Raw genomic sequence first — 13,566 nt, forward strand, 5'->3', positions numbered from 1 at the left:
CCGGCCAGGGCGGCGGCCACGCCGGCCGTCGCGGGCCGCCCGAGCCGTGCCGAGGCCGATCGGGCCGGCGGCCTCGGCGGCCTCGGCGGCGTCGGAAGTGAGGACGAGGAAACGTCGCGGCTGGCCATGTCGCCAGCTTAGATTTGCGGCCTGTGAGTCCTCCGCAACGGCCCGTGACGGCCGCGTTGATCGGGCATATCGTCCCTGTGTTCACGTTCAGCCGGAGGAGAGACCATGCTCGGTTCCGACCCGGCCGCCGGGCGCGGAGCGGATGCCCAGTGGAATAGGGCAGGATCGAAGGATCATGGCAACTCTCACCGCCCTCCCGCATGTCACCGATCCGGATGTGCTGTTCGAGGCCTTCGAAACGTGGGCGGGGGAGCAGGGTCTGTCTCTGTATCCCGCGCAGGAAGAGGCCCTGATCGAGATCGTCTCCGGGGCGAACCTGATCCTCAGCACCCCGACCGGCACCGGTAAGTCCCTGGTCGCCGTCGGTGCGCACTTCGCCGCGCTCTCGGCCGGCAAGCGCACCTTCTACACGGCGCCGATCAAGGCCCTCGTCAGCGAAAAGTTCTTCGCGCTGGTGGAGATCTTCGGCGCCGAGAACGTGGGCATGATGACGGGGGATTCCTCGGTCAACTCCGACGCCCCGATCATCTGCTGCACGGCGGAGATCCTGGCCAACCTCGCCCTGAGAAACGGTGAGGACACTCCTGTGGACCAGGTCGTGATGGACGAGTTCCACTTCTACGGCGACCCCGACCGCGGCTGGGCCTGGCAGGTGCCGCTGCTGCTCCTGCCCGGGGTGCAGTTCATCCTCATGTCGGCGACCCTCGGCGACGTCACGTTCATCGCCGACGATCTCTCGCGCCGCACCCGTCGGACCACCGCGGTCGTCACGGGCGTGGAGCGCCCGGTGCCGCTGCACTACTACTACCAGACCACGCCCGTGCACGAAACGGTGGAGGAGCTACTGAAGACCGGGCAGGCTCCGATCTACATCGTGCACTTCGCCCAGGCGGCCGCGCTCGAACGGGCTCAGGCCCTCAGCAGCGTCAAGGTCGCCACCAAGGAACAGAAGGAGGCGATCGCGGAGCTGATCGGCGAGTTCCGCTTCACCACGAGCTTCGGCAAGACGCTGTCCCGGCTGATCCGGATGGGCATTGGCGTGCACCACGCCGGCATGCTGCCCAAGTACCGCCGCCTGGTGGAGCAGCTCGCCCAGCGCGGCCTGCTCCGCGTCATCTGCGGCACCGATACCCTCGGCGTGGGCATCAACGTGCCGATCCGCACCGTGCTCTTCACCGCACTCACCAAGTACGACGGCGTCAAGATGCGCCAGCTCAACGCCCGCGAATTCCACCAGATCGCGGGCCGCGCGGGCCGGGCCGGCTACGACACGGCCGGCACCGTCGTCATCCAGGCGCCCGACCACGAAACCGACAACCTCAAGGCCATCGAGAAGGCCGGCGACGACCCCAAGAAGAAGCGCAAGATCATCCGCAAGAAGGCGCCCGAGGGTTTCGTGTCCTGGGGTGAGCCCTCGTTCCAGCGGCTCGTGGCGGCCGAGCCGGAAACGATGCACTCGAGCATGCAGATGACCGCGGCGATGCTGATCAATGTCATCGGGCGCGGCGGTGACGCGTTCACCCATGTCCACGACCTGATCTTCGACAACCACGAACCCTGGAATCGCCAGCTCGCGCACGCCCGGCGTGCCCTCGGGATCTACAAGACCCTGCGCGCGGCAGGGATCGTGGAGCAAAGCGCGGCCGGGGACATCCGTCTCACCGTCGACCTGCAGCCCAACTTCGCCCTCAACCAGCCACTGTCGCCGTTCGCGCTCGCCGCGTTCGACCTGCTCGACGCCGACCCCGATGTGGCCGGCCCCGGCAGCGGCCACTACGCCCTCGACATGATCTCCATCGTCGAGGCCACCCTCGACAACCCGCGCCCGGTGCTGATGGGCCAGCAGTTCGCGGCCCGCGGCGAGGCCGTGAACGCCATGAAACGCGAGGGCATCGAATACGACGAGCGGATGGCGCTGCTCGAGGAGATCACCTGGCCGAAGCCGCTCGAGGAGTTGCTGCACGTCACCTTCACCACCTACAAGGAATCCCAGCCGTGGATCGCCGACTTCGAGCTCAGCCCGAAGACGGTCGTGCGGGACATGTACGAGCGGGCCATGTCCTTCGGTGAGTTCGTGGCCTACTACAAGCTCGCCCGCAGCGAGGGCGTCGTTCTCCGCTATCTCTCGGATGCGTACCGGGCCGCCCGGCAAACCATCCCCGACGACGCCAAGACGGAAGACCTGCTCGACCTGATCGAGTGGCTGGGCGAGCTGGTGCGCCAGGTCGACTCGAGCCTGCTCGACGAGTGGGAGGAACTCATCCACCCGGACCTCGCCGTGCACTCGGATGCTGCGCAGTCGGTGCTGCCGCCCGCGCCCCGCCGCCTGACCACCAATGCGCGCGCGTTCCGCATCCTGGTGCGCAACGAGCTCTTCCGCCGGGTGCAGCTGGCCGCGCTCGAGAACTATGACGCCCTGGGCGAGCTTGACCGGGAACACGGTTTCCACACGGATGCCTGGGTCGATGCCATGGACGGCTACTTCGCCGAGCACGACGAGCTGCTGACCGGGGCGAATGCGCGCAGCGCAGACCTGATCATCTTCGACGAGGGCGCATCCGTCTGGACCGTGCGGCAGATATTCGACGACCCGGCGGGGGACCACGACTGGGGCATCAGTGCCACCGTCGACCTGGCCGACTCCGACGAGCTGGGCGCCGCCGTCGTGCGCGTCACCGGCGTCGACCGGCTGTAGCGGGCCGGGAGGAAGCCGCACCGGGAGTACCGTGGGAGCATGACGCAGTCGCCAGCATCCGTCGCCCCAATCCGCACCGGACTGATCGGGTTCGGCACGTCCGGACGCGTGTTCCACAGCCCGCTCCTCGGCGCGAACCCCGAGTTCTCGCTCGACCTGATCGTCACCCGCGACCCCGTGCGGCGCGAGCAGGCCGGTGAGCGTCACCCGGGGGTGCGCCTGATGTCGACCGCCGAGGACCTGTTCGCCGCCGCGGACGACCTGGACCTGGTCGTGATCGGCTCACCGTCGGGCACGCACGTCGAACTCGCCCACGCCGCCCTCGACGCCGGGCTCGCCGTGGTCGTCGACAAGCCCTTCGCGGTGACAACCCGGGAAGGCCGCGGCCTGATCGAGAAGGCCGTGAGCCTCGGCCTGCCGCTCACCGTGTTCCAGAACCGGCGCTGGGACGGCGACTTCCTCACCCTGCGCGGCGTAATCGCAGCGGGGGCGCTGGGCGATGTGCGCCGGTTCGAGTCCCGGTTCGAATGGTGGAAGCCGGAGCAGACCAAATCGTGGAAGGTCGGCGCGACCATCCAACAGGGCGGCGGGGTGCTCTTCGACCTCGGCGCCCACCTGATCGACCAGGCCCTGCAACTGTTCGGCCCGGTCGACGACGTCTACGCGGAGACCCTCATTCGACGCCCGGGTGGGGTCGCCGACGACGACACCTTCGTGGCGCTGCACCACGGGTCGGGGGTGCGCTCGCACCTGTGGATGAACGGGATCGCCGCCCAGGTCGGCCCGCGCTTCCACGTCCTCGGCTCCGAGGCGGGCTACACCAAGTGGGGCCTCGACGGCCAGGAGACCGCCCTCGAGGCGGGTGCCCGACCGACCGACCCGGGTTTCGGCGTCGACCCGGAGTCCGCCTGGGGCGTACTCGGACGGGACGGCGCGCTGACCCGGGTGCCGACCGAGCGCGGCAACTATGCGGCGTTCTACACCGGTCTGGCCGACGCGATCCTGCGTGGGGCTCCGATCCCGGTCGACCCGCGGGAGTCGCTGCGCACGATCACCCTGATCGAGCGCATCAACCTGCTGACGCACTAAGGCACGTGCGTCCCGGCCCCGCCGTTGCGGCGCACCCGGAAGGACGGGGCCGACTCTACCGCGTGGACGCTGTCCATCGCTTAGGGAGGGCCGTGCCCGGTGTCGAACCAATTCGACGGAGATCCTGCTGTAAAAGTGCGTTTTCGGCGTGACCGGGTGCGATCCGGCCACAATCTCCGTCGAATTCGTTCGAAACGGAGTTGTTGCAGGGCCGCCCCGACCGTCCCGCGAGAATGCTCTCCCGCGTGGATGGCGGTGCCATCCGGAGCGTCCGCTTCCGCGTCGGTCTCGGCCCGGAGAATCGTGGGAACCCCACTGCCGTGCCGCCCCGACGTTCGAGGCGTGTCACCACCTTGACGAGCCGGCTACCGGAGCCTTATCGAGAAGCTGGGAATGTACCCCTGAGCGCGCTACCCGGTGGTGGTCCAGTCGAGGTTGATCACATCCCGGATGTAGATATTCTCACCGAGACCCGACACCGACGGATTCATGCGCAACAGCTGCTGCACCGGTAGGTCGAACCGCTGCGCGATGGCGAAGAAGTCGTCGCCCTCCAACACGGAGTAGCTGGTCGGGGCGCCCGTACCATCGGTGACCGGGGCGCCGGTGGCCCCCGTACTGGCGCCAAGGTCGACGGCCGGGCCCTCGGGCAGCGGCTCCACGGGCACGGCCTCGGCGTTGGGCGTGATAGTCGGATTCGGCACAACCGGGGCATCGGGCCCGGGGGTCGGCGTGGGGGTGGGCGTGGGAGTCGCAGTGGGCGTCGGCGTGAGGGTAACCGTCGCGGTGACCACCGGAGCCGGGGCGCCGGCGCACCCGGCGAGGCCGAGCGGGAGCAGCAGCATGGCGGCCAGAGCGACCCGCGCCCGGACACGGGTGGTTGTCGGTTGCGCATAATTCATCGGATGCCCCCCTCGAAGAAAGTTCCGTTCGTGCCCCCGAGCGGATGCGTCCAGTTTAGGGCGCAAGTGGCGATGTCAGCACTCGATCACGTTGACGGCGAGGCCACCCTCACTGGTCTCCTTGTACTTGGTCGACATGTCCAGGCCGGTCTGGCGCATGGTTTCGATCACGGCGTCGAGGGAGACGAGGTGCGTGCCGTCGCCGTGCAGGGCCAGCCGGGCCGCCGACACGGCGGTCGACGCGGCGATGGCGTTGCGCTCGATGCACGGCACCTGCACGAGCCCGCCGACGGGGTCGCAGGTGAGGCCCAGGTGGTGCTCCATCGCGATCTCGGCCGCGTTCTCCACCTGCCGCGGCGTGCCGCCGAGAACGGCGCAGAGTGCGCCGGACGCCATGGCGCAAGCGGAGCCGACCTCGGCCTGGCAGCCGCCCTCCGCCCCGGAGATGGAGGCGTTGGCCTTTACGAGCGAACCGATGGCGACGGCGGTGAGCAGATAGCGACGGATTCCCGCGGCATCCGCCCCGGGCACGAAGCGCAGGTAGTAGTGGCCGACCGCGGGGATGATGCCGGCCGCGCCGTTGGTGGGGGCGGTGACCACGCGGCCGCCGGAGGCGTTCTCCTCGTTGACGGCGAGGGCGAATGCATGCAGCCATTCGGTCGAGGTATCGCGTTCACGCAACGGCAGCCGGTCATATTCCTCTAGCTGCATGCGCACGGCCGCCGCGCGGCGCTTGACCTGAAGGCCGCCGGGGAGGGTGCCGGTGGCCTCGAGCCCTGACTCCACGCAGTCGCTCATGGCGTTCCAAATCGCGTCGAGGCCGACGTCGAGCGCCTCGGCCCCGTGGATCGTCTCCTCGTTGGCGCGGGCGATGTCGCAGATTGCGACGGCGTAGAGGTCGCAGAGGGCGAGGAGTTCGGCGCTGGAGGAGTACTGCCGCGGCTGTGGCACGGCCCTGCTTGGGCCGATCGGGTCGCCGTCGCGCCGGATGAAGCCGCCGCCGATCGAGTACCAGGTCTCCTCGAGCAGGGGGGCGGCGTCGTGCCCCCAGGCCGTGAGGGTCAGCGCGTTGGGGTGGCCGGGTAGCCGGGTGCGCGCCTCGAAGGCCACGTCGTCCTTTCGCACGGGGATGGCATGGCTGCCGCCGAGCATCAGCACGGCGTCGTCGGCCAGGCCGGACCAGGCGAAGCGCACGTCATCCGGGTCGCAGGTCTCGGGGCGGAGCCCGGAGAGGCCGGCCAGGACTGCGTCGGGCGTGCCGTGGCCGAGTCCGGTCGAGCCGAGCGAGCCGTAGAGCGAGCAGCCGATGCGGGCCACGTCGGCGAGCAGACCGGCATCGCGTAGGTGGTCGGCGAAGGTGAACGCCGCCCGCATCGGGCCCACCGTGTGGGAGCTGGAGGGGCCGATGCCGATGGAGAAGAGGTCGAGTGCCGACACATACGCAGTCATTCGACCATCGTAACCGTGCCGGGGTTGCGCCCCGGGGACGGATCAGCGGATGGTTTTGCGCGCCGTGATCTGGCCGGTGTCGAACCCGAGGAGGTGCAGCCCGCCGTGGAACCGGGCGTGCTCGATCTTGATGCAGCGGTCCATCACCACGGTGAGTCCCTTCGATTCGCCGTATTCGGCGGCCTCCTGGTTCCAGATGCCCAGCTGCACCCAGACGGTGGGCGCCCCGATTGCGAGCACCTCGTCGATCACGGCCGGGATGTCGCTGGCGCGACGGAACACGTCGACGATGTCGGGCACCTCGGGCAGCGACGCGAGGTCCGGGTAGGCCGTCTCGCCGAGGATGGTCTTCGCGTTCGGGTTGACGAAGTAGACCCGGTAGTCGCTCGACTGCTGCAGGTAGGTACCCACGAAATAACTGGAGCGGGCCGGATTCGGCGACGCGCCGACGATGGCGATGGACTTCGCCGCCCGCAGGATCTTCAGCCGGGCCTTGGCGTCGGGACCCACCCAGGTGCGCTGGGATTTCAGCAGCTTCGCGAGGGGGGAACCGGTGGGCACTGAGCAGCTGAGCCCATTGGCGAGGTGCACGGTGTCGTGCGCGGCGGCATCCATGACCGTTGCGGCGTCGCTGTCGGGGGTGGCGTCGGGGGTGGCGTCGATGTTCACGTGGTGCTCGCTCATTTGGTCCCCGCAATCCGGTCAAGGGCCTGGTCGAGGTCGTAGATGATGTCCTCGACGTCTTCGATGCCCACGCTGATGCGCACCAGGCCGGGCAGCACGCCGGCGTCGACGAGCTGGGTCTCGTTCAGCTGCGCATGGGTGGTGGAGGCCGGGTGGATGACCAGGGTCTTGGCGTCGCCGATGTTGGCGAGGTGGCTGGCCAGGTCGACCGATTCGATGAAGGTGCGCCCGGCGTCGCGGCCGCCCTTCACGCCGAAGCTGAAGACCGAGCCGGGACCCTTCGGCAGGTATTTGAGGCCGCGGTCGTAGTGCGGGTGGGCCGGCAGCCCGGCCCAGTTGACGTACTCGATCCGGGGATCGGCGTCGAGCCACTCGGCCACCGCGCGCGCGTTGTCCACGTGCGCCTGCATGCGGAACGGCAGCGTCTCGACGCCCTGGGCGAGCAGAAACGCGGAGTGAGGGGAGAGGGCCGGGCCGATGTCGCGCAGCTGCTCGGCGCGCAGGCGGGTGAGGAACGCGTACTCGCCGAAGTTGCCGGCCCACTCGAGACCGCCGTAGCTGGGCACCGGCTCGCCGAAGAGCGGGAACTTGTCGCTGTGCCAGTCGAAGCGTCCACTCTCGACGACGACGCCGCCGAGGGTGGTGCCGTGCCCGCCGAGGAACTTGGTGGCGGAGTGGATCACGATGTCGGCGCCCCACTCGATCGGCCGGGTCAGGTAGGGCGTGGCGATGGTCGAGTCGATCACCAGGGGGATCCCGGCCGCGTGGGCGACGGCGGCGAGTCCCTCGATGTCGGCGACCTCGCCGGACGGGTTGGCCACCGTCTCGGCGAAGATCAGCTTGGTTTTCTCGGTGATCGCGGCGGCGTAGTCGGCCACGTCGGCGCTGCGCACGAACGTCGTCTCGACCCCGAACCGGCGCAGCGTCACGTCGAGCTGGGTGATCGAGCCGCCGTAGAGGTTGGCACTGGAGACGATGTGGTCTCCCGAGCCGGCGAGGCTGGCGAAGGTGATGTACTGCGCGGACAGGCCGCTGGCGGTGGCGACGGCGCCCAGCCCGCCCTCGAGGCTGGCCACGCGCTCCTCGAAGGCCGCCACGGTCGGGTTCGAGAGGCGGGAGTAGACGTTGCCGTACTTCTGCAGGGCGAAGCGGGCGGCGGCATCCAACGCGTCATCGAAGACGAACGCGCTGGTCTGGTAGATCGGCAGGGCCCGCGCGCCGGTCACGGCGTCGGGGATGTTGCCTGCGTGGATTGCCCGGGTCTTGAAACCGTACTCGCGATCTGCCATGGCCTTACGTTAGCGATGATCGGCGGGGGGTTCGGGACAAGGGCGTAACAGTGCGAAACGGATGCCGACTTGCGGCCGCCCCGGTGCCCGCGCCTGCCGCCTGGTCGGGCAGGATAAGGGCATGGAAGAGCGCGTGGAGACGGTCGTCATCGGCGGCGGGGCAATGGGGTCGGCGACGGCCTGGCAGCTGGCGCGTCGGGGCCGGCCGGTCACCGTGCTGGAGCGGTTCACGCCCGGGCACCTCAACGGCGCCTCGCACGGCGCCTCCCGCAATTTCAACACCGCCTACGCCGAACCTACCTACGTGGCGATGCTTGCCGAGGCACTGTCGCTCTGGCGCGAGCTGGAAGCCGAGACGCAGAGCACACTCCTGCGTCAGGTCGGCGTCGTCAATCACGGGGCGAATCCGTCGTTCGACCGAGTGGCGGCAATGCTGGCCCGGGTGGGCCTGGGCGCCGAGTTCCTCGCCCCGGAGGCCGCAGCCGAACGCTGGCCGGGCATCCGCTTCGACGGCCGGGTGCTGTTCGCCCCCGACGCCGGCCGGGTGAACGCGGATGCCGCGGTGACCGCCCTGCAGGCCGCCTCGCAGACCGCCGGGGCCGACGTGCGGCACGGCATCCGCGTGCAGCGCCTGGAGGTGCAGGGCGATGACCGAGTGCGGGTGACCCACGAGGCCGGCACGATCATCGCCCGTCGGGCCGTCGTCACGGTCGGCGCGTGGACCAGCGCCCTGCTGGCCGGGGTGATCCCGATGCCGCGCCTCACGGTGACGCAGGAGCAGCCGGCGCACTTCGCCTTGCGCGACGCCTCCCCGGCCGCCGCCGCACACGCCGAGACCGAGTGGCCGGGCTTCAACCATGCGCCCGCCTGGTCCGACCCGCGCTACGGATACTGGTACTCGCCGGTCTATGGCATGTACACGCCCGGCCAGGGGATCAAGGCCGGCTGGCACGGCGTGGGTCCCAGCACCGACCCGGATGCGCGCAGCTTCCAGCCCGAGCCCGTTCAGCTGGCTGCCCTGGCGCGCTATGTGCGCGAATGGCTGCCCGGCGCCGACCCCGACACGCTCGACCCGGTCAGTTGCACCTACACGACCACGGCCGACGAGGACTTCGTGCTCGACCGGGTGGGCCCCGTGATCGTGGGGGCCGGCTTTAGCGGCCACGGCTTCAAGTTCACGCCGACGGTCGGGCGAATCCTCGCCGACCTGACCACGGGCACCGCAGCCGCTCCGCCGCGGTTCGCCCTGAACCGGGCGCCGAACGCCGCGGCCGGGGGCTGGCTCTCCCGCCGCTGAGCGCCACCTCGCTGTTCGGCGTCGAACCAATTCGACGGAGATTCTGCTCTGAAAGTGCGTTTTCGGCCTGATTGGGTGCGATTCGGGCAAAATCTCCGTCGAATTCGTTCGGGACGGAGCCGCTGACACCGGCTCAGGGCAGCTGCACGGCGGCGAGGGCGAGGGTGGCGATCAACGTCCAGGAGGTCAGACCCACGAGGAGGGCCCTGCCTCCGGTGCGCAGGATGGAACCGAGGTTCACGGCGGCGCCGAGCCCGAAGAGCGCGGCCGCGAGCAGGTAGGTCTGCACGGTGTCCGCGCCGGCCAACACGGCGTCCGGCAGCGGGGCGAACGTGCGCACGAGAACGGCGGCCAGGAAACCGGCCACGAACAGGGGCACGAGCGGCGGGCGGGACACGGGGGCATCCGTCACCGTGGCGACGCGCGTCTCGCGGCGGCGCTCGCCGACGGCGATGACGGCGACGATCGGCGCGAGTAGCAGCACCCGGGTGAGCTTCACGACGACGGCCACGGCCAGCGCGGCGGGCCCGGCGATCTGCGCGGTCGCGACGACCTGGCCGACGTCGTGCACGCCGGCGCCAACCCAGTGCCCGAACTGCAGATCGGTCAGACCGAGCGGATGCCACAGCACCGGCAGCACCGCGATGGCCAGCGTGCCGCAGAGGGTGACCAGGGCGATCGGGGTGGCGGTGTCGACATCCTTCGCCTTGACCACGCCGCTCATCGCGCCGATCGCGGACGCCCCGCAGATGGAGAAGCCGGTGGCGATCAGGATCGGCTGGCGGCCGGGCAGGCGAACCGTGCGCCCGAGCCAGTAGGTGCCGACGAAGGTGAGCAGCACGATCAGGACGGTGGTCATGATGGTCACCCAGCCCAGGCCCAGGATGTCCACCAGGCTCAGCTTCAGGCCGAGCAGCACGATGCCGATGCGCATGAACCGGGTGGCCGCGAGCTTCAGGCCCGGGGAAAGGACTCCCGTCAACGCACGGTGGGCGACCGGGAGATTACCGGCGACGATTCCGAAGGTGACAGCGAGCGTGAGCAGCGGCAGGGCAGGGAAGACCGCGTGGGCGATTCCGGCGAGCAGCGCGGCCGCGGCCGCGACCAGCACACCGGGCAGCCACATTGCACCGAGTTTACGGCCATCTTTGCCCGCGGCGGGCCTGGTACCCGTCGCCGACCCGTGAGAAAAGCCCCTCTCCCGCACGGGGACAGGGGCTTTGCTCACGGCTCGTCGGAGTGCTGCAGCCGATCTACCGGTGGTGGAAACGGGCGACCATCGGGCAGTCGAACGGGTCCCGGGCGCCGAGCCCGACCTTGTTCAGGTAAGCGATGACGATGCCGTAGGACTCGAAGAGCGACGTCTCCGTGTAAAGGATGTTGTGCGTCTTGCAGTATTCCTTGGTGATCTCCTGGGCCTTGTGCAGGTGCGGCCGGGCCATGTTCGGGAACAGGTGGTGCTCGACCTGATAGTTGAGCCCGCCCATGAACGTGTCCATGAACGTGCCGCCGCGGATGTTGCGGGAGGTGAGCACCTGGCGGCGGAGGAAGTCCACTTTGCTCTCGTGGGGGAGCTGCGGCATGCCCTTGTGGTTCGGCGCAAAGGACGCCCCCATGTAGACACCGAAGACGGCCAGCTGCACGCCGATGAACGCGAACGCCATGCCGACGGGGAGGAAGTAGAAAATCGCGGCGACGTAGAGCACGATGCGGGTGGTCAGCATACTGATCTCGAGCCAGCGCTTGTCGACCTTCTTCTTGCCGAAGACGGTTTTGAAACCCTGCACGTGCAGGTTGAACCCCTCGGCCATCAGGAGCGGGAAGAAGAGATAGCCCTGCTTGCGGGTGACGAACGAGCCGAGCCAGCTGACCTTCGCTGCGTCCTCTTCCCGAAAGACGATGAAGTCGGGGGCGATGTCCGGGTCCTTGCCGATGACGTTCGGATTGGCGTGGTGACGACTGTGCTTGTTCATCCACCAGGCGTAGCTGATGCCGACGAACAGGTTGGCGAGGATGCGCCCGGCGCGATCATTCGCGCGACCGCCCTCGAACACTTGGCGGTGCGACGCCTCGTGGGCGAGGAACGCATACTGGGTGAGGATGATGCCGAGCACGCCCGCGACGATGAGCTGGTACCAGCTATCGCCGAGCAGCACGAACGCGGTCCCGGTTCCCAGGGTGGCGAGCACAAGCATGGAGAAGACGAACCAGTAGAAACCGGTGGCGCGCTTCAGAAGTCCAAGGTTGCGCACGGTGTGCAGCAGCGATGAATACTCGGTGGTGGGGTTTTTCGAATCGCCACCCGGGCGGGTCTTGACAATGCGCACCGTGGGTGCGGCAACAGCTTCCGACATGAGGCCTCTGGTTTGTATCCGGACTTCTCAGTCGGTGATGGAGCAGACACTCGTAGAACAGATATTCATATCCTATGGGCCGGACCCCTTGGAGACGGGTGCTTTCACACCGCTTTCCCAGTCGGTATATGCCCACAGAGGCATATAAGTGGCTTTCAGTTTCCCGGAAAAGCACGTGAAAGTCAGCGCCAGCTGGGAAGCCAGATGTGCAGTTGCCAGAACGTAAACGGGGTCTGGATGCCCGTCCAGAGTGGGTAGAAATACGCGCTGAGGAGCGCGGCCGCCACCAGGAAGCCCAGCACGACCCAGCGTGCCCGGGGGAGCAGGACGCCGATCACGAAAGTGAGGCCGAGGAGCAGGTAGGGCTCGAACGCGATCGTGTAGAACTGGAAGACCGTGCGGTTCAGGTACATCAGCCAGGGCAGGTAGCCGGCGACCAGCCCCATCAGGATCAGGCCGACCTGCCACTCGCGGTAGCGCGCCAGGCGATACACCAGGTAGAAGGCCGCCGCCGTGGCCGCCCACCAGATCATCGGATTCGCAATGCCGGTGATCGCCTCGGAGCAGGTGGCGACGTCGCATCCGTTCTCGCCCAGAGCGAAGCCGCGGTAGTACATGCTTGTCGGGCGGCTCATGAACAGCCAGGTCAACGGGTTCGCCTGATACGGATGCGGCGTGGAGAGCCCCACGTGATAGGTGTAAGCCGCCACCTGGTAGTGCCAGAAGCTTTGCACCGAGTCGGGAATCCAGGCGAGGGCGCCGGTCCACGCGGCCTCCGGCGTAGTGGCCCAGTCGCGGTAGTAGCCTCCCCGGGTGACGAACCAGCCGGTCCAGGAGGCTAGGTAGGTGACGACGGCCACCGGCACGATCAACAGGAAGGTCGCCGGCGCCTGCTTGAGCACGGCGGCGCTGAACCAGAACGGGAGCCCGGCGCGGCGCCGGGCGAGGGCGTCGACGAAAACAAGGTAGACGCCGAAGGCGGCGAGGAAGTAGATGCCCGACCACTTGACGCTGCAGGCGAGCCCGAAGGCAAGGCCGGCCGCGAGCAGCCAGGGCCGCCGCCACAGGGTCGGCCCCCAGCCCGGCTCCCGCCCGGCCTCACGCGCCTGGACCAGGCAGGCAGACAGCCTGGTGGCGTGCCGGTCCCGGTCGAGCAGCACAGCGCCAAACCCGAGAAGTGCGAAGAACATCACGGAGTTGTCCAGCAGGGCCACGCGCGACATCACGATGGCGTTGCCGTCGATGGCGAAAAGGAACCCGGCGATCACGGCCAGCACGGTCGACCCGAACAGCTTCTTCGCGATCAACATCAGCAGCACGACCGCCAGCACACCGATCAGGGCGGTGGCGATCCGCCAGCCCCAGCTGTGTTCGGGGCCGACGACAGCCATACCCAGTGCGATCAGCCACTTGCCGAGCGGCGGATGCACCACGAACGACGGGTCGGACAGGAAGACATCGGTCTGCCCGGCGGCGAAGAGGGCGTCCGCCCCCTCGGGCCAGGTTGACTCATAGCCGTTGTTGAAGAGAGTCCAGGCGTCTTTCACATAGAAGGTTTCGTCGAACACCAGCGCGTGCGGCACGCCGAGATTCCAGAGTCGCAGCACCGCCGCGAGCAGGGTCACCGCCAGCGGCCCGGCCCAGAAGAAAACGCGGCTTGTCACGAACACGTGACCAT

Annotated in this window: 10 protein-coding genes; 3 read left to right on the forward strand and 7 right to left on the reverse strand. The window is 68.6% G+C overall.

Features of this window, described 5'->3' with window-relative positions; translation table 11 throughout:
• Positions 1 to 304 precede the first annotated feature (304 nt).
• Positions 305 to 2,824 (forward strand): RNA helicase, encoded by a 2,520-nt coding sequence (locus CXY82_RS01530; protein ID WP_233199114.1) that lies wholly within the window; start codon positions 305 to 307, stop codon positions 2,822 to 2,824.
• A 39-nt stretch (positions 2,825 to 2,863) separates the two neighbouring features.
• Positions 2,864 to 3,913 carry a Gfo/Idh/MocA family oxidoreductase gene (locus CXY82_RS01535; protein ID WP_104169377.1) on the forward strand — a complete coding sequence of 350 codons (1,050 nt, stop codon included), beginning with the start codon at positions 2,864 to 2,866 and terminating at the stop codon, positions 3,911 to 3,913.
• A 410-nt stretch (positions 3,914 to 4,323) separates the two neighbouring features.
• Here the strand turns inward: CXY82_RS01535 and CXY82_RS01540 are convergent, their stop codons facing one another.
• The 4 genes from CXY82_RS01540 to CXY82_RS01555 all read right to left on the reverse strand — a co-directional run bounded on the left by CXY82_RS01540 (position 4,324) and on the right by CXY82_RS01555 (position 8,237).
• On the reverse strand, positions 4,324 to 4,815 hold the full coding sequence (locus CXY82_RS01540) for a LysM domain-containing protein (protein WP_104169378.1): 492 nt from the start codon (positions 4,813 to 4,815) through the stop codon (positions 4,324 to 4,326).
• A gap of 75 nt (positions 4,816 to 4,890) precedes the next feature.
• Positions 4,891 to 6,264 (reverse strand): L-serine ammonia-lyase, encoded by a 1,374-nt coding sequence (locus tag CXY82_RS01545; protein WP_104169379.1) that lies wholly within the window; start codon positions 6,262 to 6,264, stop codon positions 4,891 to 4,893.
• Between the two features lie 42 nt (positions 6,265 to 6,306).
• Positions 6,307 to 6,879 (reverse strand): CoA-binding protein, encoded by a 573-nt coding sequence (locus CXY82_RS01550; RefSeq protein WP_104169397.1) that lies wholly within the window; start codon positions 6,877 to 6,879, stop codon positions 6,307 to 6,309.
• A gap of 65 nt (positions 6,880 to 6,944) precedes the next feature.
• A complete protein-coding gene (locus CXY82_RS01555) occupies positions 6,945 to 8,237 on the reverse strand; it encodes an O-acetylhomoserine aminocarboxypropyltransferase/cysteine synthase family protein (RefSeq protein ID WP_104169380.1) in 1,293 nt (430 codons plus the stop codon).
• Between the two features lie 121 nt (positions 8,238 to 8,358).
• Between CXY82_RS01555 and CXY82_RS01560 the strand changes: the two genes are divergently transcribed.
• Positions 8,359 to 9,534: an FAD-dependent oxidoreductase gene (locus CXY82_RS01560; RefSeq protein ID WP_104169381.1), complete on the forward strand. Its 1,176-nt coding sequence runs from the start codon at positions 8,359 to 8,361 to the stop codon at positions 9,532 to 9,534.
• Positions 9,535 to 9,667: 133 nt separating this feature from the next.
• Here CXY82_RS01560 and CXY82_RS01565 read toward each other — a convergent pair whose 3' ends face one another.
• From CXY82_RS01565 to CXY82_RS01575, 3 genes are all read right to left on the reverse strand, one after another.
• The gene (locus CXY82_RS01565; RefSeq protein WP_104169382.1) at positions 9,668 to 10,660 is read right to left on the reverse strand and encodes a YeiH family protein; all 993 of its coding nucleotides are present in this window, start codon (positions 10,658 to 10,660) and stop codon (positions 9,668 to 9,670) included.
• 127 nt (positions 10,661 to 10,787) lie between these two features.
• Positions 10,788 to 11,888: an acyl-CoA desaturase gene (locus CXY82_RS01570; RefSeq protein WP_104169383.1), complete on the reverse strand. Its 1,101-nt coding sequence runs from the start codon at positions 11,886 to 11,888 to the stop codon at positions 10,788 to 10,790.
• A 182-nt stretch (positions 11,889 to 12,070) separates the two neighbouring features.
• Entirely contained in the window at positions 12,071 to 13,558 is a 1,488-nt protein-coding gene (locus CXY82_RS01575; protein WP_104169384.1) for a dolichyl-phosphate-mannose--protein mannosyltransferase, read from the reverse strand.
• Positions 13,559 to 13,566: the final 8 nt, after the last annotated feature.

The organism is Cryobacterium sp. M23 (genome assembly GCF_002929655.1).
Classification (GTDB): domain Bacteria; phylum Actinomycetota; class Actinomycetes; order Actinomycetales; family Microbacteriaceae; genus Cryobacterium; species Cryobacterium sandaracinum.